Annotated in this window: 21 protein-coding genes; 10 read left to right on the top strand and 11 right to left on the bottom strand. The window is 67.0% G+C overall.

Going from position 1 to position 24,748, the window contains the following annotated elements:
- Positions 1-26 precede the first annotated feature (26 nt).
- Both ACFWF1_RS31525 and ACFWF1_RS31520 read right to left on the bottom strand, forming a co-directional pair.
- On the bottom strand, positions 27-3,206 hold the full coding sequence (locus ACFWF1_RS31525) for a carboxyl transferase domain-containing protein (RefSeq protein ID WP_379283444.1): 3,180 nt from the start codon (positions 3,204-3,206) through the stop codon (positions 27-29).
- 186 nt (positions 3,207-3,392) lie between these two features.
- Positions 3,393-4,412 (bottom strand): NAD-dependent epimerase/dehydratase family protein, encoded by a 1,020-nt coding sequence (locus ACFWF1_RS31520; protein ID WP_379283443.1) that lies wholly within the window; start codon positions 4,410-4,412, stop codon positions 3,393-3,395.
- Between the two features lie 145 nt (positions 4,413-4,557).
- Between ACFWF1_RS31520 and ACFWF1_RS31515 the strand changes: the two genes are divergently transcribed.
- Positions 4,558-5,124: a TetR/AcrR family transcriptional regulator gene (locus ACFWF1_RS31515; RefSeq protein ID WP_379283442.1), complete on the top strand. Its 567-nt coding sequence runs from the start codon at positions 4,558-4,560 to the stop codon at positions 5,122-5,124.
- 42 nt (positions 5,125-5,166) lie between these two features.
- On the opposite strand, the gene ACFWF1_RS31510 is transcribed toward ACFWF1_RS31515, so the two are convergent.
- The 3 genes from ACFWF1_RS31510 to ACFWF1_RS31500 all read right to left on the bottom strand — a co-directional run bounded on the left by ACFWF1_RS31510 (position 5,167) and on the right by ACFWF1_RS31500 (position 9,795).
- The gene (locus ACFWF1_RS31510) at positions 5,167-6,912 is read right to left on the bottom strand and encodes an ABC transporter ATP-binding protein (protein WP_379283440.1); all 1,746 of its coding nucleotides are present in this window, start codon (positions 6,910-6,912) and stop codon (positions 5,167-5,169) included.
- Positions 6,909-8,498 (bottom strand): ABC transporter ATP-binding protein, encoded by a 1,590-nt coding sequence (locus ACFWF1_RS31505; RefSeq protein ID WP_379283439.1) that lies wholly within the window; start codon positions 8,496-8,498, stop codon positions 6,909-6,911. The genes ACFWF1_RS31510 and ACFWF1_RS31505 overlap by 4 nt, the downstream gene beginning before the upstream one ends.
- 154 nt (positions 8,499-8,652) lie before the next feature.
- Positions 8,653-9,795 (bottom strand): erythromycin esterase family protein, encoded by a 1,143-nt coding sequence (locus ACFWF1_RS31500; RefSeq protein ID WP_379283438.1) that lies wholly within the window; start codon positions 9,793-9,795, stop codon positions 8,653-8,655.
- 81 nt (positions 9,796-9,876) lie between these two features.
- Here ACFWF1_RS31500 and ACFWF1_RS31495 point away from each other — a divergent pair, with 81 nt between their 5' ends.
- Entirely contained in the window at positions 9,877-10,590 is a 714-nt protein-coding gene (locus ACFWF1_RS31495) for a TioE family transcriptional regulator (RefSeq protein WP_379283437.1), read from the top strand.
- On the opposite strand, the gene ACFWF1_RS31490 is transcribed toward ACFWF1_RS31495, so the two are convergent.
- Positions 10,591-12,096, bottom strand: a complete 1,506-nt coding sequence (locus ACFWF1_RS31490; RefSeq protein ID WP_379283435.1) for a flavin-containing monooxygenase — start codon at positions 12,094-12,096, stop codon at positions 10,591-10,593. It lies immediately after the preceding gene.
- 320 nt (positions 12,097-12,416) lie between these two features.
- On the opposite strand from ACFWF1_RS31490, the gene ACFWF1_RS31485 reads away from it, so the two are divergent.
- The 6 genes from ACFWF1_RS31485 (at position 12,417) to ACFWF1_RS31460 (ending at position 18,293) form a co-directional block, all read left to right on the top strand.
- Positions 12,417-13,154: an ABC transporter permease gene (locus tag ACFWF1_RS31485; protein WP_379283906.1), complete on the top strand. Its 738-nt coding sequence runs from the start codon at positions 12,417-12,419 to the stop codon at positions 13,152-13,154.
- The gene (locus ACFWF1_RS31480) at positions 13,127-13,999 is read left to right on the top strand and encodes an ABC transporter ATP-binding protein (RefSeq protein ID WP_379283434.1); all 873 of its coding nucleotides are present in this window, start codon (positions 13,127-13,129) and stop codon (positions 13,997-13,999) included. The genes ACFWF1_RS31485 and ACFWF1_RS31480 overlap by 28 nt, the downstream gene beginning before the upstream one ends.
- Positions 13,996-15,000, top strand: a complete 1,005-nt coding sequence (locus ACFWF1_RS31475) for an ABC transporter substrate-binding protein (protein ID WP_379283433.1) — start codon at positions 13,996-13,998, stop codon at positions 14,998-15,000. Before ACFWF1_RS31480 ends, ACFWF1_RS31475 begins: the two co-directional genes overlap by 4 nt.
- A gap of 14 nt (positions 15,001-15,014) precedes the next feature.
- A complete protein-coding gene (locus tag ACFWF1_RS31470) occupies positions 15,015-16,160 on the top strand; it encodes an LLM class flavin-dependent oxidoreductase (protein WP_379283432.1) in 1,146 nt (381 codons plus the stop codon).
- Between the two features lie 188 nt (positions 16,161-16,348).
- Positions 16,349-17,749 (top strand): APC family permease, encoded by a 1,401-nt coding sequence (locus tag ACFWF1_RS31465; RefSeq protein ID WP_379283431.1) that lies wholly within the window; start codon positions 16,349-16,351, stop codon positions 17,747-17,749.
- A 133-nt stretch (positions 17,750-17,882) separates the two neighbouring features.
- Positions 17,883-18,293 (top strand): YybH family protein, encoded by a 411-nt coding sequence (locus ACFWF1_RS31460; RefSeq protein ID WP_379283430.1) that lies wholly within the window; start codon positions 17,883-17,885, stop codon positions 18,291-18,293.
- Between the two features lie 734 nt (positions 18,294-19,027).
- On the opposite strand, the gene ACFWF1_RS31455 is transcribed toward ACFWF1_RS31460, so the two are convergent.
- Positions 19,028-19,936: an IS3 family transposase gene (locus ACFWF1_RS31455; RefSeq protein WP_379283429.1), complete on the bottom strand. Its 909-nt coding sequence runs from the start codon at positions 19,934-19,936 to the stop codon at positions 19,028-19,030.
- A gap of 10 nt (positions 19,937-19,946) precedes the next feature.
- The gene (locus ACFWF1_RS31450) at positions 19,947-20,267 is read right to left on the bottom strand and encodes a transposase (protein ID WP_379283428.1); all 321 of its coding nucleotides are present in this window, start codon (positions 20,265-20,267) and stop codon (positions 19,947-19,949) included.
- Positions 20,268-20,380: 113 nt separating this feature from the next.
- Between ACFWF1_RS31450 and ACFWF1_RS31445 the strand changes: the two genes are divergently transcribed.
- Positions 20,381-21,490: a hypothetical protein gene (locus ACFWF1_RS31445; RefSeq protein ID WP_379283427.1), complete on the top strand. Its 1,110-nt coding sequence runs from the start codon at positions 20,381-20,383 to the stop codon at positions 21,488-21,490.
- A 166-nt stretch (positions 21,491-21,656) separates the two neighbouring features.
- Here ACFWF1_RS31445 and ACFWF1_RS31440 read toward each other — a convergent pair whose 3' ends face one another.
- Positions 21,657-21,992: a hypothetical protein gene (locus tag ACFWF1_RS31440; RefSeq protein ID WP_379283904.1), complete on the bottom strand. Its 336-nt coding sequence runs from the start codon at positions 21,990-21,992 to the stop codon at positions 21,657-21,659.
- Positions 21,993-22,260: 268 nt separating this feature from the next.
- On the opposite strand from ACFWF1_RS31440, the gene ACFWF1_RS31435 reads away from it, so the two are divergent.
- The gene (locus tag ACFWF1_RS31435; RefSeq protein ID WP_040731279.1) at positions 22,261-22,596 is read left to right on the top strand and encodes an RNA polymerase-binding protein RbpA; all 336 of its coding nucleotides are present in this window, start codon (positions 22,261-22,263) and stop codon (positions 22,594-22,596) included.
- A gap of 223 nt (positions 22,597-22,819) precedes the next feature.
- Here ACFWF1_RS31435 and ACFWF1_RS31430 read toward each other — a convergent pair whose 3' ends face one another.
- Together ACFWF1_RS31430 and ACFWF1_RS31425 are read right to left on the bottom strand one after the other, a co-directional pair.
- Complete coding sequence (locus tag ACFWF1_RS31430) at positions 22,820-23,602, bottom strand: ABC transporter permease (protein WP_379283903.1); 783 nt, start codon at positions 23,600-23,602, stop codon at positions 22,820-22,822.
- 130 nt (positions 23,603-23,732) lie between these two features.
- Entirely contained in the window at positions 23,733-24,728 is a 996-nt protein-coding gene (locus ACFWF1_RS31425) for an ATP-binding cassette domain-containing protein (protein ID WP_379283426.1), read from the bottom strand.
- Positions 24,729-24,748: the final 20 nt, after the last annotated feature.

Genomic DNA, 24,748 nt, shown 5'->3' with positions numbered 1-24,748 from the left:
GCTGCGGACGGGGCGTGCGCGGTGGGTCAGCGGAGGGTGCGGATCCAGCGGCGGGTGTTGGCGGGGTTGATTACGTCGTCTAGTTCTAGCAGGGTGGCGGCGGTCAGGGCCTTGCCGGTGGTGTAGGCGAGGGTTACCAGGTTGTCGAAGGCTTCCTGGCGTTTGGCGGGGTCCTCGATGGCGGCGAGTTCTTTGGCGAAGCCGAGGCGGACAGCGCCTTCCAGGCCCATGCCGCCGATTTCGCCGGTGGGCCAGGCGATGACGAAGCGGGGGGCGACGAAGGAGCCTGCGGCCATGGCTTGGGCGCCGAGGCCGTAGCCCTTGCGCAGGATGATGGTGCCCCAGGGGACGGACAGGGCGGCCGCGTCGATGAAGAGGCGGCTGAATTTGGTGACGGTGGCGTCTTTTTCGGCGTCCGGGCCGACCATGAAACCTGGTGTGTCGCAGAGGGAGACGATCGGGAGATCGTGTGCTCCGCACAGGCGCAGGAAGGCGCTGAGTTTGTCGGCGGCGGGGGCGTCGATGGCGCCGCCGAGGTGGTGGCAGTTGTTGGCGATGAGGCCGTAGGGGTGTCCCTCGACGCGGATCAGGGCGGTGACGATGCCGACGGCCCAGTCGGCGCGTAACTCCAGGACGGAGTCGAGGTCGGCGATGGCTTCGATCGCGGCGCGGATATCGAAGGCGTGCAGCCGGTTCTCCGGGATCACATGGCGGGCCAGGCGCGGGTCCGGTGCGGTCCAATCATCAACCGGCCCTTGGAAATAGGCGAGGTAGTGCTTGGCGATGCGGACGGCCTCGGCTTCGCCGGCGGCGACGATGTGCACGACACCGTTGCGGCGCTGGACCTCGACGGGCCCGATGTCCTCGGGGGCGTAGACGCCGAGACCGCCGCCTTCGATCATGGCGGGACCGCCCATACCGATGTTCGCGTCGGGGGTGGCGATCACGACGTCGCACATGCCGAGCAGGGCGGCGTTGCCCGCGAAGCAGCGGCCGGAGACGATGCCGATCAACGGGACTCGGCCCGACAACGCGCCCATGGCACGGAAGGTGGTGAAGTCGAGGCCGGAGATGCCGCCGGTGTCGGTGTCGCCGGGGCGACCGCCGCCGCCCTCGGTGAAGAGAACCACCGGAAGGCGTTGGGTGCTGGCCATTTCCAGCATGCGGTCGGACTTGGCGTGACCACGGTAGCCCTGGGTGCCCGCCAAAACGGTGTAGTCGTAGGACATCACGACCACCCGGGTCCGGTCGGCGCCGAAACGGTCGGCGTTGATGGTGGCGACTCCGCCGATCAAGCCGTCGGCGGGGGTGTTCGCGATCAGGTCTTCAGGGCTGCGGCGCAGTCGTTGGGCGGCAACGGCGAGTCCGCCGTATTCGACGAAGCTGTCCTCGTCGACGAGGTCGGCGATGTTCTCGCGGGCGGTGCGCCTGCCGAGTCGGTGGCGTTTGGCGACGGCGGCGGGGCGGGCCTCGTCGAGGCCGACGCGGTGCCGCTCGAGTACTTCGGCGAGATCCGGGCGGATCGCGTCGAGGTCGAGCGCCGCGATATCGGCGACGGTCCCGTCGTGCTCGGACTCGGTCCAAATAAGCAGGGGTGCATGCGGATCCACCGTCGCGCCGGGTGCCGCTACGTGCCGTCGGACGCGCAATGGTTGCTCGGCGCGCAGCACGTGCTGCATCTTCATGGCTTCCAGGACGGCGACCTCGGCACCGGCCGCGACGACGGTGCCGGGTTCGACCAGGCTTACCACCGTGCCGCCCATGGGTGAGCGCAGTGTCTGTTCATCGTCCTGCAGGTCGACCGATTCCTGAATGACGGTGACGGTCGGCTCGAGGTGCGGTGCGGGCACGTAATCGACTGCCCGAGCTACGAGTTCGGGCAGGTTCCGCTCGAACCACTCGGTCGAGACGGTAGCGCCATCGGACAGCTGATCCAGCACCGCCCGCAACAGTGCCGCGTTCGTATCGACGCCGACCACCAAGGTCTCGGCCACTGCGTCCGAACAACGGCGCAGCGCAGCGGAATACGACGGACCGCGGGCAATTACCTTGGCCAGCAACGAATCGAACTGCGCGCCTTGCCGCATACCGGCATAGGCCGCCGTATCGACCCGCACACCGACGCCGGTCGGCGCGGCGAACTGCGCCACCGTGCCGGTGCTGGGCAGCACATCACCACCCGCAGTGACGATTTCGGCGTTAACCCGCGCCTGCACGGCATAGCCGCGCGGCGCGCCAGCGGGCAATTCGAGGTCCACGAGGGTGCGCCCCTGCGCCAGATCCAGTTGGATCCCGACAAGATCCACCCCCATCACCTCCTCGGTGACGGTGTGCTCGACCTGTAGTCGCGGATTCACCTCAAGGAACCACGCCTCATCACCACGCACGAGGAACTCGACGGTGATCACTCCTCGACAGCCCACCGACTCGGCGAGCCGCACCGCATCGCCATGCAGCTGTTCCCGAAGCGCCACAGCGAGATTCGGTGCGGGCGCGACTTCGATCAGCTTCTGCTGCCGCCGCTGCACACTGCAGTCCCGGTCACCGACGGCAACGGCAAGCACGCCGTCCGCCACCACCTGAACCTCGATATGCCGCGCATCGGCCACCAGTACTTCCGCGTATACCGCGTCATCCCCGAACCCCGCCAGCGCCTCCGCCCGGCACCGCTCATACGCCTCCCCCAGCGACTCCAACTCCCGCACCACCCGCATCCCGCGCCCGCCGCCCCCGGCCGCGGCCTTCACCATCACGCCGTCCGGATGTCCGGCGAGCAGCGCGGCCATCTCACCGACGCCCGCGGTCGCCGACGTCGCGGCCAGCACCGGCACCCCGGCCCGCTCCGCCGCCGCCCGCGCGGCGACCTTGTCACCGAACGTGCGCAACACCTCCGGCCCCGGACCCACGAAAACCAGCTCGGCCGCCGCACAGGCGGAGGCGAGATCAGCACTCTCACTGAGGAATCCGTACCCCGGATGCACCAGGGCACCCGGCCCCGCTTTACGGGCCGCCGCAACCACGGCACTCACATCCAGATAGGCAGCGGCGCCCGTCCCCGGCAACTGCACCGCATCATCCGCCAACCGGACATGCAGCGCGTCGCGCTCGGTGGCGGTGTACACCGCCACCGTCGCGTACCCACGCTCCCTGGCGGCCCGCAAAACCCGAACCGCCACTTCACCCCGGTTGACCACCACCACGCGCATGCCGCCAGTCTCCCGCATGCCGAGTGCACGGCGAACGGGACCTGGCGGGACTTCCAGCTCACCGGAAGTATCGCGACCGATCGGCCACTGGCGAGCGATCTGATCTACACATCGACACTCACGCGAGCCGCCCGAAACTGTCAACACTGCAGGCGATGTCAGGTAGCGGGCGGCTACGGGTGAAGGTCAGGCGGCGTTGTGTTCGATCAGGCTGTTGGCGCAGTCGAGGACGGCCCGGTCGGCGGGGCGCGGCTCCCAGCCGAGGAGACGCTTCGCCTTGTCGGTGCTGTGCCGGTTGCGACGACCGAGAGCGGGGATGACCTCGCCGAGCGACGCGTCGCTGAGGCGAGCGGCGAGCTTGACCGCGAAGTCGGGCAGCTGACGAGTAGAGACTTGCTTGCCGCGCGAGCCGAGGCCGTTGTGCAGGGTGCGCGCCATATCGCGCATCCACATGAATTCGCCGGTGGCGAGGAAACGTTCGCCCGCGGCGGCAGGGTCGGTCATGGCCTTGATGTGGATGTCGGCCAGGTCGCGGACGTCCACGATCTCCAGGCCGATCCGCGGAACACCGGGCAGCTTGCCGGACACCATGCGGGCCACGATATCGACCGATCCGGTGGTGCCCGTGGTGAGGATCGGTCCGAAGACCGCGCCGGGCAGGATGGTGGTGAGCTCGGTGGGTCCGTCGTAGTCGGCCATGAAGTCCCAGGCCGCGCGCTCGGCGAGGGTCTTGGACCGGCGGTACGGGATCAGCGTCGGATCGTCCGGGTCGGTCCACAGGGTCTCGTCGGTGATGCCGTCGGTCGCGTACGACGCGGGGCTCGACGCATTCGCCGCCGAAGTCAGCACCACACGTTTCACCCCGCCCTCGGTGGCCGCGCGCAACACCCGTAGCGCGCCGCCGCGCGCCGCGTCGATCAGCGCGTCCACATCTTCGGCGTTGCGGCCGAGCGGCGAGGCGACGTGCAGCACGTAGTCGACGTCCTTGACCGCGGCCGCCCAGCCGTCGTCCGAGGTCAGGTCGGCGACGGCGAAGGTCAGCCGCCCGGCGGGGTCGACCGCCGTGGACACGGCCGAGAGGACCGCGGCTTCCTTGTCTGCGCCGCGCACGGTCGTCCGCACGTCGTAGCCGCGTTCCAGCAGCTCGACGATGCACCATCCCGCTACGTAACCACTGCCCCCGGTAACCAGAACCAACTCACCCATCGTCGTCCTCCAATGTGTTCGGAACGCTTGTGCGAGAATGAAACGGAGACCCCTCCGCCAATGGCTACCACCATAACGGAGTGCCCTCCGTTTAACAAAAGCCTGATGGATAGCACAGTGTGATGGATAGGGAGCGCGACCATTGGTGAACACGCCGAAGCAGGCCAGAGCTGATGCCCGCACCAACCGTGAACGCGTCCTCGTCGCCGCCAGGGACGCGTTCTCCGTTTCCGGCGGCACGTCGCTGACGGCTATCGCCAAGCAGGCCGGCGTCGGCATCGGCACGCTGTACCGGCACTTCCCGAATCGGGAATCGCTCATCGTCGCGCTCTACCGCCACGACATCCAGGAACTCATCGACCTGGCCCCGGCCCTGCGCGCCGCGCATCCGCCGGTGGCCGCGCTGCGACTATGGTTCGACGAGGTCGCCCGCTACGGACAGCTCAAATACGGTGTCGCCGAGGTCATTCACGCGGCGACCAACGGCGGCCTCGACGACGAGCACTACCGGCCGTTCGTCGGCGCGATCGCGCTACTGCTCGAACCCGGCATCGCGGAAGGCTCGCTCAAGCCCGGCCTCGACCCCGAGGACGTACTGCTTCAGCTGAGCGTGCTGTGGCGCATCAATCCCGGCAACGGCGGCGCCGAGCGGGCCGCGCGCATCCTCGACCTCATCGTCGACGGGCTCCAGGCGAACCCCCGGTCCGGGTAGCGGAATCCGCCGAATATCAAGCGGCGGTTGCCCTTGGCCTCGCTATTCACCGTGCCACGAGTGCCATAGGGCGGCGTAGGTGCCTTCGCGTGCGATCAGATCGTCGTGGGTGCCCAGTTCGATGATCCGGCCTGCTGCCAGCACGGCGACTCGATCCGCGTCGTGCGCGGTCTGCAGCCGGTGGGCGATCGCGATGACCGTGCGCCCTTCGAGCACGACAGCCAGTGCTCGCTCGGTGTTTCGCGCCGACGTCGGGTCCATTTGCGCGGTCGCTTCGTCCAGGACAACGGTGTGCGGGTCGGCGAGAACCACGCGTGCCAGCGAAAGCTGTTGTGCCTGTGCGGCATCGAGCCGGTGGCCGGTGCCGTCCAGGTGGGTGTCGAGGCCGTCCGGCAGATCGTCGGCCCAGTCGGCACCGACGGCGGTCAGTGCGCTGCGTAGCTGTGCGTCCGTGGCGTCCGGCCTGGCGATGAGTAGATTTCCGCGGACGGTGTCGTGGAATACGTGCTGATCCTGGGTGACCAGGGCGACGTGGTGACGCAACCGATCCGGGTCGAGTCCCGAGATCGGTACGCCGCCAACATGTATCGTGCCGGTCCGCGGCGTGTCGATCCCCGCGAGGAGCCGGGCGAGGGTGGACTTGCCCGCGCCGGAGGTACCGACGACGGCGAGCCGCTCCCCCGGTTCGATATCGAGCTCGACGTCGTGCAGTACGTCGCGGCCGTGGTCGTAGGCGTAGCTCACCTCGGCGATGCGAATCCGGTTGTCTGTAGGTTCCGCCGAAATGTCCTGGCGCGTAGCGGGTGTGGACGAGAGCCCCGCCAACCTTGCGTAGGACGCGATCGCGCTCTGCACCCCGTCGACCCACAGCATGACCGTGTCCAGCGGCCCGATCAGTTGTCGCAAGTACACGGCCGCAGCGACGACGGTGCCGAGGCTGACGGCGTCGCGGTTGTGCAGCACGCCGCCGATCAGTAGCACGGCGACCAGTGGCAGCACATACGCGACGTCCAAAGCCGGGAACAGTACTGAGCGCAGTCGCAAGGTCGCCAATCGGGCGCGGCGCGCGGTGTCGATCGTGGCAGCGGTTGCCCTAGCATGGATTTCGGCCAGGCCGAGCGCCTCGATCGTCCGCGCTCCGCCCACGCTGGTGGCCAGGAGCTCGGCCAGCCGGGAACCGGCGGCGGCCTCGGTGAGATACGCGGCGCCGGATCGGCGCAGATACCACCGCACGGCGACGGTGGCGACGAGCAGACAGCTCAGACTCGACAGCCCGAGGATCGGGTTGAGCACCACCACCGCGCCGATGATGAAGGCCGCCTGGATGACAGCGACGAAAACGTCCGGCGCGGCGGTCCGCAATGCGAACGCGATGGTGGGTGCGTCGGTGGTGCCCCGGGCGATCAGGTCACCGTCGGAGCTGCGTTCGACCACTGCCGCCGGCAGCGCGAGGACTCGATCGAGGAAACGTTCTCGAATGCGAGCCGCGGTGCGCTCGCCGAAGCGATAGCCGAGGTATCGGGCGTATCGGGTGAGCACGATTTGCGCGACCGTGCAGACCAGGATGATCAGGGCCAGCCGGTCGACGGTGCCGACCGCGTCCCGCGCCGGTGATTCGCCGACCGCATCCACGATCTTGCCGAGGAGCCAGGGACCGACCAGGCCGGCACCTACCGCGAGCGCGTTGAGCACCAGCACGGCAGTGAATGTTTTTCTGTCCGTACGGATCTCGTTCACCGCGGCGTGCCGGATCTGGGCCGCGCCTGCGACCGGGAGCAGGGTCGTCATCGAGGCTCGTCCTCCTCGCCACGGGTTACCAGAGCTCGGTAGCCGGGCTCGGTCGCCAGTAGGTCGTGGTGCGTGCCCGTTGCCGCAGCGATGCCGTCGACCAGGTAGACGACGATCTCCGCGTGGGCCAACAGGAGTGGAGAGGTCGTGGTCACCGCGGTTGTCCGCCCGCGTCGCGCGGCAAGCAATCGGTTCGCGATCGTGGCCTCGGTGTGCGCGTCCACGGCCGAGGTCGGTTCGACGGCCAGCAACACTTCGGGATCGGCGTAGACGGCACGCGCGAGCCGGAGCCGTTGGCGTTGCCCGCCGGACAGGTTGCCGCCGCGGGGATCGATGGTCGAGGCCAGACCTTCGGGCAGGGCGTCAACGATGTCCGAGGCCACCGCGATGTGCAGTGCTCGATGCAGTCGATCGTCGTCGGCCTCGTGGCGGCCACGGACAACATCGCGGACGCTGCCGGTGAAGAGATAGGCGTCGTTGTCCGCCACCAGGATTCGCCGCCTGAGCTGGTCGGTGGCGATGACGTCCAAGTCGATGCCTGCCCAGGTGACGTCGGACTTGGTGAACCCGCCGAGCCGATCGATGATCGCCGCGCTCTCCGCCGGGCGGTCGCTGACGAGCGCGGTCGACCGACCGGGCCGCAATTCGACGCCGGAGGCAGGATCTCGCAGCATCGACGCCCCCTCCGGAGCGTCGAGCTGGTCACCTTCGACGGGCAGATCGGGTGGCAGCGCCAGCAACCGGGTCACGCGCCCGGCCGCGACCCGGGCGCGGGTCAGATCACCCGCACCCTCGATGAAGAACTCCACCGGAACGACCAGCATCGCGGTGTACCCGTACACCGCGACCAGACCGCCGACACTGATCGACCCCTCGGCCACCATCCGGGCGCCCAGCCACGTGACGACCGCGAGAAAGGCCGCGGGCAGCCCCTTGGACAGCGCGTCGACCCAACTCGCGGGCACTCCTACGCGGTAGCCCTGTGCCACCAGATCATGCGAATCACGTTGATAGCAAGCGGCATACACCGATTTACCACCGAGGGCGTTCAGTACCCGGAGCCCGTGCAACACATCCACCAGCCGTGTGGTCAACACGCCCTGTCGCTCGCGATAACCGGCACTGGTCCGCTCGATCCGATGCAGTAGCGGCCCAACGGTCAGCACCAGCAACGGCACCCCCGCCAGCACCACCACCGCGAGCAGCGGTGAGATCGAAAACAGCACCACGGCGACAACGAGGTACGCGACCACGGCACCGACCCCGGGGCCGGTGACGGTCAGCGACTGCGCGATCACCTGGACATCGCCGCTGCCGATCGCCACCACCTCCCCCGCGGTCGTCCGACGAGAAAGACCGGCGCCCAGGCGAACACAATGCCCGACGGTCGCCGACACCGTCCGAAAAGCCGCCTCCATCCGTATTTTCGACATAGTGCGATGACGTGCGATGCCCAGCCCCGCATTGACCACCCCGATACCGAACAACGCCACCACCCACCCGGTAAGGGACGCGAAGTTCTTGGTGGCCAACCCATCATCGATCGCGCGAGACAATAAATATGGCGGTACCGCCAGGGTCACCATCCACGCAGTCCCCAACGTCGCCCCGAGCGCGACCCGTCGTCGTTCACTGACCACCAGCCACAAGAGAAATCGACCAGGACTCGACCGCTCACCTGGACCAGGGCCATCGGGGAAGAGGGTCACACCGCCCACGATAGTGAAACCCGCTATGCCATCAAGCTATCGATGTGGCGTCGCTGATGTGCAGGATCGTGTCGGCGGTGTCGAGGGTTGCGTGATCGAGGGGGAAGTAACCCTTCTCAGGGGTGGTCCCGGTACGCGCACGACCGGTAGCGATCATGGTCGCCGGTGCCAGACCCCAGGTGCTTATCCGGCTCTGCAACATGCCCTCGTACGTATCCGGCTCCGGCGCAGGCAGTCCGAGACCCGCACTGCGCCCCAGGCTGCCTGCGATGAAGGTGTATTGCTCACCCCAGAGCGCCCCGACGATGGCGCCGACGCCGACCCAATCGAGGATCATGCCCGCCACGCGCATGGTGCCCGGATGCCTGCGCAGGTGAAAGTTGTGCGCGTGGGCCAAAGTCCCGCCGCGACCGGCCTCGATGCCGCGGATATCGAGCAGGTTCTGCGCCATGAGCGCGTCCCGGGTCGACGACAGGAGGGATATCCGCGCCTCCAGTTCGAAGGGCCGCGCCGCCTCCCGGTGGTAGCGGAGCAGACCGATACCGGCGGTGAGATAGGTTCTGGCCCTTCGCCACTCAGCGAGCGACGTGGTCGCGGTCAGTTCTGGTGCGCGTGCCTCCAGCGCGACGAGCATGTCGCCGGCAATAGATCGCAGCCGCTCGGCCTCGGGTGTGGCGCCGATCGACTTGGTCGCGTCCAGGATTGCCTCCTCGCGATCCCATAGTTCGTCGGCGCCTAGGAGATTCGCGAGGTCGATGTCGAATTTCAGGTAGTCGCGGGCGTATTCGAGATAGCGGCGCGGGCTGGGTGCGGTGGTGTTCTCGGTTTGCGTGTCGAAGCCGTGGAAGGTGATTCGTTCTTCCGGTGGCCGGTGCTGGTTGTAATCGTGCATCCAGCAGACCAATTGCCTGTTGCCGTCGAGCTTTCCGAAGTTGTGGGTGAAGCCCTCGCTCATCGCGGTGTCGAGGCTGCCGATGCCGTCTTGGACGTAGTCGTTCACGGTGAGCGCGGCGATGCGGTCGGTTTCGAGGGCGATCGAACGGAAGCCGAGGGTTACCAGTTGTGCGAACAGTTCGTTGCGGACCAGTTGGAAGGCCGGTTCCTGGTGGGTCGGCTCGCCGAGTGCTACCAGGTCACATGGTGCGGGAAGGAAGTCTCCAATGTTCTGACTCATGTATCTGAATCGTATCGTTGAAAGATCGGTTGAGACTTTCTCATACTTGACCGCCCAGCCCTACGGTAAAGTCTCAAAACGGTGATCACCTTGCGACCAGCCGACCTAGCCCGCGAGCACGGCCTCTCGACCCAAGCCGTCCGCAACTACGAGCAGGACGGGTGCATCCCACCTGCCGACCGCACGGCTAGCGGCTACCGGATCTACACCGAGGTGCATGCGGCGGCGCTGCGCACTTACCTCGCGTTGATCCCGGCATACGGGCACGCGGCCAGCGGCCAGATCATGAACGCACTCCACAATGCTGGACTCGACGGCGTCCTGGTGACCATCGATCGCGGCCACAGCCAATTGCTCCAGGACAGGGCGACGCTCGATTCAGTGCGGAAAGCGGTAGCGCACCTGACGGCGGAGTCCGACGCAACCGCAGACCTATCTGGGGAAACCCGAACCATCGGCGAACTCGCACACCAACTCCGGGTAACCCCTGCGACCCTGCGCAATTGGGAAAGCGCGGGCATCCTCGCCCCACCCCGCGACCCGGCCACCGGCTACCGCCACTACGCCGCAACCGACATCCGCGACGCCCACCTCACCGACCTACTCCGCCGCGGCGGCTACCCACTGGACCACATCCGCACCGTGATCCAGCAGATCCGAACCGCAGGCGGCACAGACGCATTGACCGCCGCTTTGGCCGACTGGCAGCGAAAGCTCACCGCCCAAGGCCGCGCCATGCTCAACGCCGCCACCCAACTCGACCACTACCTGCGCGTGCTCGAACAGCAGCGGTGATCAGGCGGTGCGGGTGGCCGCCAGCGGGCGAGCCTCGGTGCCGGCCGCGGCGCGGGTGAAGGTGAGGACGCCGTCTTCGATCGGCTCCTTGCGGAGCATCTTGCGGTCACGGAAGTAGTTGTTGATGACCTGCCACGGTCCACGGGTGCCCTGCCGGGGCATCACCGCGTCGCCGCGCTGGATATAGCCGGAGCTCAGCGCGCCGCCCATGACCGAGTCGGCGGAACGGTCGCCTTCTTCGGCCACCGCAACCATTCTCGTGTAGCCGTGCGACTTCATGTGATTGAGGACGCGGCAGAAGTACTCGGCGGCCAGGTCGGCCTTGAGGGTCCACGAGGCGTTGGTGTAGCCGAGCACCATCACGGCGTTGGGAACGCTGTCGAGCATCGCGCCCTTGTAGACGACGCGGTCGCGGGTGACAACCGGCTCACCGTCCAGTTCGAGGGTCGCGCCGCCGAGCATCTGCACGCGCAGGCCGGTCGCGCTGATCACGATGTCGGCGGCCAGTTCCTCGCCCGAGGCGAGCCGGATGCCGGACTCGGTGAAGGTCTCGATGCGGTCGGTGACGATGGACGCCTTGCCGCTGCGCAGCACCTTGAACAGGTCGCCGTTCGGCACGACGCACAGCCGCTGATCCCACGGGTCGTAGGACGGGGTGAAGTGCCGCATATCGATGTTCGGGCCGAGCCACATCCGCACCGCGCTGAGCAGCACCTTGCGTGAGGCGCCGGGATTGGTGCGGGACAGTTGAAAGCTGGCGCGCTGCAACGCGATATTGCGGGCGCGGCCCACTCGGTAGGCCACCTTCGCCGGTACCCGGGCCGCCTTCATGCCGACGGCGACGGGGTCGTCGGCGGGCAGTGCGGTGATGTAGGTGGGCGAGCGCTGCAGCATGGTGACGTGCGCGGCGTCTTTACTCATCGCCGGGATCAAGGTGATGGCGGTGGCGCCGCTGCCGATCACCACGACCCGCTTGCCGCGGTAGTCGAGATCCTCGGGCCAGTGCTGCGGGTGCACGATCTGCCCGCCGAAGTCCGCCTCGCCGGGGAATTCCGGCCGGTAGCCGTTGTCGTAGTCGTAGTAGCCGGTGCAGCCGGCGAGGAAGTTGCTGGTGAAGGTCTCGGTCTCGCCGGTCTGCTCGTCGAGTGCCTCGACGGTCCAGATACCCGCCGCGCTGGACCAGCGGGCGGTGGTGACCTTGCGGCCGAAGTGGATGTGCTCCTTGACCCCGTACTCGACGGCCGTGTCCTCGACGTACTGGCGGATGTGCGGCCCGTCGGCCAGCACCTTGGTGCCGGTCCACGGACGGAAGCCGTAGCCGAAGGTGAACATGTCCGAGTCGGAGCGGATGCCGGGGTACCGGAACAGGTCCCAGGTGCCGCCGATCGCCGACCGGCGTTCCAGGATCGCGTAGCTGCGCCCGGTTTGCTCGCGGGTGAGGTGGCAGGCCATACCGATGCCGGAGAGGCCGGCGCCGATGATCAGTACGTCGACATGCCGCGTCATTGAGGAACTCGTTTCGTCTGGTCACACCTCGATCACCAGCGAACGAGGGTTTCCGCCGAGGGTACGTGTTATTTGAGGTTACGTCTAGTGACGATAGCTGAAAACATGCCGGTGACCGCGCGTCAATTAAAACCTCGCTGGTTTCAACCGGTGACTCCGCCGCGCCGCGCGCACACGATGGATAGCCCGGGCGCACTCAGCGGCGCTCCGGCGATCTTGTCCCCTACCCGAGGTGTCGCGTGTCATCAATTGTCTTGGAGCCGACACCGATTCGGGTTCGGTCGGCGGCTCGGTGGCGGCCGCGCAAGACCTGGTTGCGGGTGGTCAGCCCGCTGGTCATCGTGCTGGCGTGGCAGCTGGCCAGCGCCACCGAGGTGCTGCCGGAACGCCTATTGGCCTCGCCCATAACGATTGTGCGGACCACCGGAGATCTACTGCGCGCCGGGACGTTGCAGGAGGCGATCACCGTATCGCTCGGCCGGGCGGCGACCGGATTCGTGATCGGCGCGGTCCTCGGGATCGGCCTGGCGATTGTCGCCGGCTTGAGCACGGTCGGCGAGTACGTGGTCGATCCGCCGATGCAGATGCTGCGGACGGTGCCGTTCTACGGGCTGATTCCGTTGCTGATCCTGTGGTTCGGGATCGGCGAGCTGCCGAAGGTGGTGCTCGTCGCGTTCGGCGCGGCGATCCCGTTGTACCTCAACACGTTCGCCGGGATCCGTGGTGTCGACGGCAAACTGGCCGAGCTCGCGCAGGTGCAGCAGCTCGGCCGGCTCGCCGTCATCGGGCACATCGTGCTGCCGGGCGCGCTGCCGCAGATATTGGTCGGGCTGCGCCAATCGCTCGGTATCGCCTGGCTGGCGTTGATCGTCGCCGAGCAGGTCAATGCCGATGCGGGACTTGGTTTTCTGATCAATGACGCCCGCGAGTTCTTGCGCACCGACATCATCGTCGTCGGGCTGCTCGTCTACTGCGTGCTCGGTCTGCTGACCGACGCGTTCGTCCGATTGATCGAAAGGAAGGCGCTGGCATGGCGACGCGGATTCCTGGGACAGTGATCACCGAAGAGTTGACCGAAACGGTAAGTGCCGAAACGATATCGGCTCGCTCCGGAGCAACTGCGAACGGCAGGGACGCCGTCGTAACAACGCCGGTCGAGAATGCGACCGAAGCCGATTCGGCCGCAACGATTTCTGAGACACCGGTTGCCCGGGTACGCGGCCTGATCCGTGATTTCGACGGTCGCCGCGTCCTCGACGGGCTCGATCTCGACATCGCCCCAGGCGAATTCGTCGCATTGCTCGGCCGCAGCGGGTCGGGCAAGTCCACCTTGCTGCGTGCGCTCGCGGGCCTCGATCGCGGTGTCGAAGGCGAGCTCACCACGCACGGCACCATCGCCGTCGCCTTCCAAGAACCACGCCTCGTGCCGTGGAAACGCGTGCTGGCCAACGTATTCCTCGGCCTGCGGCACAGCGATCCCAAGGCCGCCGCTCGTGCCGCGCTCGCCGAGGTCGGCCTCAGCGAGCGCGCGAACGCCTGGCCGCTCACCCTCTCCGGCGGCGAAGCACAACGCGCCAGCCTGGCCCGCGCCCTGGTCCGCGAGCCCGAACTGCTGCTGCTCGACGAACCCTTCAGCGCCCTCGACGCATTGACCCGCATCACCATCCACCGCCTGGTCATCGACCTGTGGCAGCGCCGCAAGCCCGGCGTCCTGCTGGTCACCCACGACGTCGACGAGGCGCTGCGACTGGCCGATCGGGTGCTGGTGCTCGGCGACGGCCGGATCGCCCACGAATCCCGCATCGACCTGCCGCGCCCGCGCCGCAACGACCACCCGCAACTGCTCTCCCTGCGCAACACACTGCTCGCCGAACTGGGCGTAGCACCGGAAGGAACCGCATGAAAGCCAGAAGGCTGCTGCTCGCAACGACTCTCGCCCTGGTCATGGCGGTCGGCACGGCCTGCGGGTCCGACAAGGCCGACGACACGGCGGTGCGCGCGGACGGTTCCATCGACCTGTCCCAGGTGACGTTGCACGCGGGCGACCAGAAGGGCACCGGCCTGCAGGCGCTGCTCACGGCCGCGGGTGAGCTGAACAACACGCCCTACAAGATCACCTGGTCGCAGTATCAGTCCGGTCCGCCGATGCTGGAGGCGATCAACTCCGGCGCGGTCGATATCGGCGGCGTCGGCAACGCCCCGCCGGTGTTCGCGGCCGCGGCCAAGTCGGCGATCAAGATCGTCAACGGCTACCAGGGCGGCACCGAAGGCCAGGCCATCGTGGTGCCCAAGGAGTCACCACTGCGCACCCCAGAAGACTTGCGGGGCAAGAAGATCGCCGTCGCCAAGGGCAGTTCGGCGCACCACCACCTGCTCGCGGTGCTGAACAAGGCGGGCATCAAGTGGGATCAGGTCGAGCCGCAGTACCTGCAGCCGCCGGACGCGCTCGCCGCGCTGACCACCGGCCGGGTCGACGCCTGGGCCATCTGGGACCCGTACACCGCACAAGCCGAACAGCAGTCGAACGCGCGAATCCTGGTGAGTGGCACCGGATATGTCGCGGGCGATGCCTTCTTCGTCGCCGGTACCAAGGCACTGGAAAGCAAGGCGACCTCCGCCGCACTGCGCGACCTGATCGCCAGGATCGGCCGAGCGCACAACTGGGTGAACGATCATCCCGAGGAGTGGGCGAAGACCTACGCCGAACTCACCGGCCTGCCCTATGACGTGATCCTCACCGTCGTGAAACGTGGCCGCTACCAGAACCATCCGCTCGATCCCGCCGCCATCGCCGCCGAGCAGAATGTCGCCGACGCGTTCGCGGGCGCTGGACTCATCCCCGGCAAGGTGAACATCACCGACTTCACCGACACCCGTTTCAATGACCTGTTCCCCGCTTCCTGAGGAGTTGGCGCACCATGACGTTGTCCTTCCATTGGTTCCTGCCCACCTACGGTGATTCGCGCGGCCTGGTCGCGGGCGGGCACGGCACCTTCATGTCCGGTGACCGTCCCGCGACGCTGCGCTACCTGAATCAGATCGGCGCCGCCGCCGAGGACAACGGCTTCGAGGCGGTGCTCACCCCCACCGGAACCTGGTGCGAGGACGCCTGGCTCACCACGGCGATGATGGTGGACACCACCGAGACGCTGAAGTTCCTGGTCGCGCTGCGCCCCGGCCTGATCAGCCCGACGCTGGCCGCGCAGATGGCGGGCACCTTCCAGCGGCATTCGCGGGGCAGGCTGCTGCTGAACGTGGTGACCGGCGGCGAACCGCACGAACAGCAGGCCTACGGCGACTTCCTGGACAAGGAACAGCGCTACGCCCGCACCGGCGAATTCCTGCACGTGGTGCGGGAGCTGTGGAACTCGCCCGAGCCGATCACCTTCGAGGGCGAGCACATTCACGTCCGGGACGGGCTGCTGAGCAACCGCCCCGACCCGATCCCGCCGGTGTTCTTCGGTGGTTCCTCCGCGCCGGCCGGTCCGGTCGCGGCCCGCTACGCCGACACCTACCTCACCTGGGGCGAGCCGCTGCTCGCGGTGAGCAGGAAGCTGGAGTGGATCCGGCGCCTGGCCGTCGAGCAGGGCCGCGTCCTCGACTACGGCCTGCGCATCCACGTGATCAGCCGCGACACCTCCGAGGAGGCGTGGGCCGAGGCCGATCGGCTGCTGCAGGGCATCGATCCCGCGGACATCGAGCGGGTGCAGGCGAGCCTGGCGAAAAGCGAGTCGGAGGGGCAGCGGCGGATGTCCGAGTTGCACGGTGGCAGCACCGATCGGCTGGAGATCGCGCCCAACCTGTGGGCCGGGGTCGGCCTGGTCCGCGGTGGCGCGGGTACCGCGCTGGTCGGCTCGCACGCCGAGGTCGCCGAGCGGCTGGTCGAATACTCGAAGCTGGGCATCAGCCACTTCATCCTGTCCGGGTACCCGCATCTGGAGGAGGCGTACTGGTTCGGCGAGGGCGTGCTGCCGATCCTGGAGCGCAAGGGACTGTGGAGCCACCCGTCGCGCCCGGCCGCCGTGCCGGCCGCGACTCCCTTCGCGGCGTCGTCCAGCAGCTGACCCCGCTGTGCCGTCGCGCCACTGTTCGAGTTCCCGCACACGTCCCGAACTGCTGTTTCGGGTGCGGGAACTCGGGCAGAGCGCGATACCCAGTCGCACCCAGTTAACGGTGACTGACTCACTTCAACGAGAATGATCTATCGGTCCGGCTCCCAGGCTGGACCTGTAGACGAGCTCATAAGGGAGTCATGACCACCTCCGCTGCCCAGCGCTGGCGTCGCCGCCTGCCCGATACCGCGACCACCGACGGGGCGCCCACGCTGGCGCGCAGACTCGGCCGCATCGACCTCACGGCCATGGGCGTCGGCACCATCGTCGGCGCGGGCATCTTCGTGATCACCGGGGTGGCCGCGGCGGAGAAGGCCGGGCCGTCGATCGTGCTGTCGTTCCTGCTGGCCGGGACGGTGTGCGTGCTGGTCGCGCTCTGCTACAGCGAGCTGGCGGCGATGGTGCCGGTGTCCGGCAGTGCCTACACCTATACCTACGCGACGCTCGGTGAAGGGCCCGCGTTCCTGGTGGGGTGGAATCTGTTGCTGGAGTTCGTGATCGCGGGGGCCGCGGTCGCGATCGGCTGGTCGGGCACCACGGTGTCGGCGCTGGATTCGATCTTCGGGATCACGGTGCCGAAGGCCATCGCGGCGGGGCCGGGCGAGGGCGGGATCGTGAATCTGCCCGCCGTGCTGATCATCGGGGTGATCGTCGCGGTACTGGTCGGCGAGGTGTCGCTGACCGCGCGGATCACCAAGGCGCTGGTCGGGGTGACGATCGGCGTGCTGGTGCTGGTGGTCGCGGTCGGTGCGCCGCATATCGACGTGAACAACTGGACTCCGTTCGCACCCTTCGGTTTCAGCGGCATCGTCGGGGGCGCGGCGATCGCGTTCTTCGCGTTCCTCGGCTTCGATGTGGTGGCGGCCTCGGCGGAGGAGGCACGCAATCCGCGCCGGGACGTGCCGTTCGCCATCATCGGCACGGTGCTGATCGCGACCGTGCTGTATGCCCTGGTCAGTGCCGTGCTCACCGGTATCGCGCCGTTCGCGTCGCTGAACAACGGGGCACCGATCGCGACGGCGTTCGAGGCGTTGAAGATCGGCTGGATCGGCAATGTCATCGTGATCGCCTCGATCATCGCGTTGACCAAAGGGTTGTTGATGATCGTCTACGCGCAGGTGCGGCTGGCGTTCGCGATGTGCCGGGATCGATTGCTGCCCTACGGTCTTGCGCAGACCGGCAAGAGCTCCACGCCGGTCCGGCTGACGCTGCTGCTCGGCGTGTTCTGCGCGACGATCGCCGGGTTGCTGCCGATCGACATCGTGGTGGAGCTGGTGAATATCGGTGCGTTGTCGGCGTTCGCGGTGGTGTGCGTCGGCGTGCTGGTGTTGCGGCGGGCCGAGCCGGAGCGGGAGCGGCCGTTCCGCACGCCGTTCGTGCCGGTGGTTCCGGTGCTCGCGCTCGTCGGGTGCGTGTTGCTCGCGACGACGCTGGACGGATTGACCTGGGTGCGGTTCGCGGTGTGGGTGGTTGTCGGCCTCGCCGTCTATCTCGGATACGGCCGCAAGCGCTCGACTCTCGCCCCTGCCGCAGTGGAATAGCAGGAGAACCGGCCTTTCGCGGTCGGGATATCTCACATATGGCATGGATTCCATTGCGTCCCATGCGTGTTTTCGGCAGGCTCACTAGATGCCGAACGTACTGGTGAGGCGCCGCAGGAAGGGACGATGAACGATGTCGGACGACGAGAAGACGATCCGGGTGCTGATCGAGCGGTGGGCCGCCGCCGTACACGCTGGTGACCTGGCCGCCGTCCTCGCCGACCACGCGCCCGACATCGTCATGTTCGACGTCCCGCCGCCGAACGAGGGCCTGCGCGGCATCGACGCCTACCAGGCGGCCTGGCCGGGCTTCTTCGAGTGGCAGGCGCAGGGCGCGACATTCGAGATCGTCTCGCTGGACGTCACCGCCGGGACGGACGTCGCGTTCGCACACGCGCTGCTGCTGTGCGGGACCGCCGAGGACTTCGCCAAGGACCCGGGACGCCGCCTGCGCCTCACCCTCGGCCTGCGCAAGGAAAACGGCCGCTGGATCGTCTCGCACGAACACCACTCCTTCCCGGACGACAGCCTGCCCGCCATCTGATCCAATCAGGGGCCAAGGCTCGCAGCAGCCCGAGGTGAATTTCGTCCGTGAAGTAGTACCTGGGCGCTAGAGGCGCAAGCGCTGACGAGTTCGTGCGGCAGGCTCGGTTCTGGTGACGGTGCGGCCGCGGCTCGGGAACGCGACATCGCGCGCCTGACCGATAGCTAAAGCCGGGTATCCCACCTGACGCGCCCCGCACTACTCGGTCATTTCCCTTGGACGGGTATACCTATCCGGGCAAGTGCACCTAGGGATTTCCCAAGGTGACCCTGTTCATGAAAGCTGAAGACCTATCCAGGTTTTCCCTGAAGTAGTGTGGGCGCGTCGTGTGCCGTACCCGACTTTAGGGGCGTGTCGGGTGCGCGATGTCGCGTTGCTGAGGTGGTCATCTGGCTGTGGTGGCGTTGAGAGAGTTTTCACGATCGAACAGAGTCGAATGGTTGTTGGTGAAGATCGTTTAGCGTCCATATGACTCTGCTCGATGCTTGTGTTGTGTGGGTAGGGGCACCGAAGGGGTCGATGGCGTTGCGGTCGGTGTGTTCGGTGTGGGGGCGCTGTGTACCAGTTCTTTTCGGGTAGATATCTGGACGTATTCCGAGGGTGCCGGTTCCGCTCTGCGGCCCACGACACTTCGCCGCCGGGGGCGGTCGGCGGCTGAGTTCGCCGCCGGGTCAGTACTCCGGTACTAGACGCGAATAGTGCTGTGAGGTTCCCCCCGAATTGTGGACAGGGGGTTAAGCGGCTTCGACTGCCGCGGTGAGTGACTTCTCGTAGTCGTCGGGACTGAGCATCCCGATGCTGGAGTGTCGCCGGGTAGTGTTGTAGAAGTTGATCCAGTTGTCAACTGCGGCAACGAGTTCAGCTTTTGTGGCGAATACGTGCCGGTAGTAGTACTCGTGTTTGAAGCTCGACCACAGCGATTCGGCTCCGGCGTTGTCCCAGCAGATCCCGGTCGCACCCATCGACCGCAGTAGACCGTGTAGACCACAGGCCTGGGCCATAGCATCAGCGGTGTATTGGCTGCCGCGGTCCGAATGCAGGATCGTGCCCTGACAGCAGCCGCGACGCGTTTTCACAGCCATGTCGACTGCAGCCGTGGCCAACTCGACACGCATGTGATCGGCCACAGCCCAGCCCAGGACCTTCTTGGAATGCTCGTCGCGGACCGCGCACAAATACATGTCGATCCCGCCGCAGCTCAAATAGGTGATGTCGGTGGACCACACGGCATCGACACGGCCTCGGTCGAAGTCCCGCCCGACAAGATCGGGTGGGAACGACGCAGCCGGATCCACGATCGTGGTGCGGGTTGTGAAGGTGCGTGGGCTGATCCCGGTCACACCGATCTCGGCCATCACCTTCGCGACCGTTTTCTGCGACACCCGTTCACCGGCAGCGCGGAGTTCCGCGGTGATCCTCGGCGACCCATAAACGCCACCGGAGCCACGGTGCGCGGCAACAATCTTCACCTCCAGATCGGCGCGTCGCTGCTCGCGGTCGGTCAAAAACGTTGCTGCCGTGCGTTTCACGTACTGGTAGTAGCCCGCCCTCGACACCTGAAGCAGCCGCGCCATACGCACCACATCAGCAGCGCCACACCGCCGGTGCGCCCGGCGGTGGTGATGACCTCGGAGCCGGCGCACTCCACGGCCATCAGCTCGAACCGGTCCTGTTCTGCTGCATCGCCGCAAAGTACGCCGAGGCTTTTTTCAGAAAGACAATGTCTTTCTCCTGCTCGGCCACCTGTTTACGCAACCGCAGCAACTCCGCCCGCTCCGCCACGCTCAACGGCGCCTGTCCGTGCACGGCGGCAGCCTCGACTCGGCGCCGCTCATCAGCGACCCATTTACACAAAAGCGGTTCACCCAAGCCCAGCTCACGGGCTACCTCGGCGATCGAACGGCCGGAATCGATCACCCGATGCGCGGCCTCGACCTTGTACTCGGTCGTGAACGACCGACGCTTCCGAGACATACAGACATCCTCTCAGCAGGACAAACCATCCCGCTAACTAGGTGTCCACCGATCGGGGGGAGCCTCACTGCGGCGGGACGTGTTCCGGGGGTGCCGATTTCTACCTTCGATGCATGCCAACAACACATTCCGCTGTCTCGCTCGATAGTCGGTCGTCGGCGCGGCATCGTCGCCGTGGTGCGCTGGTCGACGCCGCTGCCCGGCTGCATCGGCCGCTGACGTTGATGACGCTCACGATGATCGCGCTGGTCGTGTTCTCGCTGGTGGCAATGTTGTTCGACGACCGCATGCTGCTCGGCGAGTCGGTCTGGTTGAAGCCGATGAAGTTCGGTTTCGCGTTCGCCATGTACGGGCTCACGCTGGCGTGGCTGTTGTCGTTGCCGCACAAGGGAAGTCGCGCGACCTGGTGGTTGGGCACGCTGTTCGCGGTGGCCGGGTTCATCGATGTCGGTTTCATCGCACTACAGGCCGCGCGCGGCACGTTCAGCCATTTCAACACCGAGACCGACGCGGTGAACCATATCGGCCAGCTGGTGTTCCAGTCGGGCGTGCCGGGGCTGTTCCTGGCGAACCTGATCATCGCGCTGATCCTGTGCTGGCAGCGGCTGGTGGATCGGCCGACCGCACGGGCGATCCACGCCGGGCTGTTCCTGGCCGTCGTCGCGATGATGATCGGCTACCTGATGGGTTTCACCGGCAAACAACTGGTCCGCGACGCCGACGGCAACATCGTGAAGCTCGTCGCCGGCCACACCGTCCTCGACCCCGCGACCCGCGACCTGTCCCCCCGCGACGCCGTACTGGGCATGCCGCTCACCCACTGGAGCACTATCGGCGGCGACCTCCGCATCCCCCACTTCCTCGGCCTGCACGCCATCCAAGTCCTGCTACTCGCCGTCGTCGTCCTGTCCTGGCTCGCCCCGCGCTACCCCTGGCTGCGCCCCGAACGCACCCGAGCCGCAGTAATCGGCGTCCTCGCCCTCGGCTACACCGGCCTACTGGCCATCGTCTTCACCCAGGCAATGCGCGCCCAATCCCTCATCCACCCGGACACCACCACCCTGACCGCCCTCGCCGGCCTCACCGCAGGCGTAGCCGCACTACTCGCCCTCATCTACTGGCGAGCCCACACCACCCCAGCTCCCGAACATCCAACCCCAAACGCCCAGCTCGTCCCGCTCCACCCAGCGACCACCACCCCACCCCTCCACGCCAAGGTCTAGCGCCCCACTTGACGTAGGAAACGTGCTCCTGACTGATGCTGCAGCATGCGTCAGGAGCACGTTTCCTACGTCAAGTCAGCTACCTGCCACCGGGCCTCGGCTCTGAGCAACTCGCCCCACCTTCAGCATCCGCACTTGTTGTCTGCCAAAGCTGTTCGGCAAGGGGTCAGCGTAGGCGTTCTGCGTCTCGGGTGAGTTCGAGGAGGGTTTTGCCTAGGGTGGCCAGTTCGTCGGGGCTGGCGCCCTCTTCGATGGCTGTGGTGATGTCTTCGGCGGCGCAGCGGGCGGCGAACCAGCGGTCGGCCAGGTCGGCGGCCTCTTGGGCGCTGAGGACGACGGAGTCGTCGGGGATGCCGGTCCCCTTGAGGCTGTTGCGGTTTTCGTAGGCGCGTTGGCGACAGGACTGGCGGCAGTACCGGCGGCGACGGCCGGCCTCGGACTCCACGATTTCCCGCCCACACCACAGGCAGGACAGCTGGCGCGAGTGACGACGATCAGAGATGGAACACACCCCCTAGCGGGACAGCGAGCGGCGCGACATGACGCAGAACCTTAATCGCTCGACGCCGCGAACCCGCTCAGCGACCCCCGAGAACCGCCGGACGGCGGGCGCGGCGAGGCAGGCGCGCCGTTGGCACTACAATGGAACGGTTCCGCGGCCCGTCGGGAACTATCGGCGCAGGCCCGTTCGTTGCACATAAGGTCCAGCGAGCACCACACGCTCGTACGGTCGCAGCAACAAGACTCGAGCACACAGGGAGAGGCACACCATGGCAGATCGCGTACTCCGGGGCAGTCGGCTCGGAGCGGTGAGCTACGAGACCGATCGCGACCACGACCTGGCTCCGCGTCGGATCGCCCGGTACCGCACCGACAACGGTGAAGAATTCGACGTCCCGTTCGCCGACGACGCCGAGATTCCCCCGACGTGGCTGTGCCGCAACGGTCAGGAAGGCATGCTGATCGAGGGCACCACCGTCGAGACCAAGAAGGTCAAGCCGCCGCGCACCCACTGGGACATGCTGCTGGAACGCCGCAGCAAGGAAGAGCTCGAGGAACTCCTCAAGGAGCGCCTCGACCTCCTCAAGACCCGCCGCCGCGTCTAGGTCGCAATTAGCCGAAAAGGCCGCCCGCATCGAAAGATGCCGGCGGCCTTTCGCGCGTCCAGACGTCCGTCAGCAAAACCCCGCACCCTAACTCGGGACATGCACTGCCTTTAGGGCCCTATTCCAAGTGCATGTCCCGAGTGCGAGTGCGGATTTCCCGCACTGTGCCGGGTGTGCCCGCTGTGCCGGGTGGGCAGGCGCGGTGGTGGTTGGCCTGGTGGGGTTAGTGGCTGGCTACCTTGCGGTACTGGGCGAGGGCTAAGGGGACGGCTATGGCGAGGATCGCGAGGGAGCAGGCTATGGCGTATTCGATGCAGTGGTCGGCGGGCCAGCCGGTGGCGTGGGCGAAGGTGGGTGGGGCGTCGTTTTCGAAGAGTTTGCGGCCTGCTCCGGCTACTGCGGTGATGGGGTTCCATTCGGCGATGGTGCGGAGGGGGCCGGGGAGGGTGGAGCCGGGGATGAAGGCCGAGGAGATGAAGGACAGGGGGAACAGCCAGATGAGGCCTGCGCTCTGGGCTACTTCGACGTTGGGTGACATCAGGCCGGTGAGTGCGCCGACCCAGGACATGGCGAAGGCGAACAGCAGGATCACCCCGAATGCCAGTGCGGCGTCGGCGATTCCGCCGTTGATTCGCCAGCCGACGACGTAACCGCAGCCGACCATGACGGCGACGCTGAGGATATTGACCACCAAGTCGGACAGCGTGCGCCCCATCAGCACGGCGAGCCGCGACATCGGCAGCGTGCGCATCCGGTCGATGATGCCCTTCTGCAGGTCGCTGGCCAGGCCGACGGTGGTGAAGGCCGCGTTGAAAGCGACTGTCTGCGTGAAGATTCCGGCCAGCAGGAATTCGCGGTATTGGCTGCCGCCGAGCGACCCGCCGAAGATGTAGGCGAACAGGAACACGAACATCAGCGGCTGGATCGTCGCGGTCACCAGTAAGGTCGGCACCCGCAGAATGGTCAGCAGATTGCGGTGCGCGACGATCGCGCTGTCCCGGAAGATCCGCCACCGCGGACCCGAATCGAATTGGACGACTTGCATTTTCGGGACCTCGACGACAGCAGTCACGACTGCACCTCGCTGCGGTTCGGCTCCGTCGCGCCCGCAAGGGCGGCTGTGTCGGTACGCGCTCTCACGACAGGATCTCCTCTTGTACGTCATCGGTTTCTGGCTGGCGCTCGGCCGAATCACGGGCCGCAGTGCCGGTGAGCGAAAGGAATACGTCGTCGAGGCTGGGGCGGTGGACCTCGGCGTCCACCACGCACACGCCTGCGTCATCGAGCCGGCGCAACGCCTCGACCATGGTGCGTGAGCCGTCGCCGACCACGATCGACACCTCGTCGGTGCCGTCCTCGTGGCCCGGCTCGCCGACGCCGACCTGGGCGAGCACCCGCAGTGCGGGCGTGACGTCCTGACCGGCGGCGAGGGTGACGGTGAGCCGATCACCGCCGATGGACATCTTCAACTCGTCCGCGGAACCACGCGCGATCACCCGGCCGCGATCGATGACGGTGATCCGGTCCGCGAGTTGGTCGGCTTCTTCCAGATACTGGGTGGTGAGCAGCACGGTGGTGCCGTCGTCGACGAGATCGCCGATGACGCGCCACATGTCGAGCCGCCCACGCGGGTCGAGCCCGGTGGTCGGCTCGTCCAGCACCACCACCGCGGGCCGGGCCACGAGCGCCCCGGCCAGGTCGAGCCGCCGCGCCATGCCACCGGAGTAGGTGCCCGCCCTGCGGTCGGCCGCCTGTTCCAACCCGAACGCGCTCAACAGTTCCGCGGCCCGTGCGGTGGACTGCCGCTGCGACATCCCGTACAGCCGAGCCACCATCCGCAGGTTCTCGTACCCGGACAGATTCGCGTCGACCGCGGCGTACTGACCGGACAGACCGATCCGCCGCCGCGCCGCACCCGGATTACGCAGCACATCCACCCCGGCCACCCGAACCGACCCGGCGTCCGGACGCAGCAGCGTGGTGACGATGCGAACCGTCGTCGTCTTACCCGCCCCGTTCGGCCCGAGCAGCCCCATCACCGTGCCGGTAGGGATCTGCAGGTCGATGTTGTCCAGCACCCGGATCTTGCCGTAACTCTTCACCAGGCCGAGGACTTCTACTGCCAAGCTCACTGGTTCACCTCCACGAGCGA

This window comes from Nocardia sp. NPDC060255 (assembly GCF_042727395.1).
Lineage (GTDB): Bacteria > Actinomycetota > Actinomycetes > Mycobacteriales > Mycobacteriaceae > Nocardia.
Note: the sequence above shows the minus strand (reverse complement) of the source record. Positions and strands in the feature narration are given on the sequence as shown.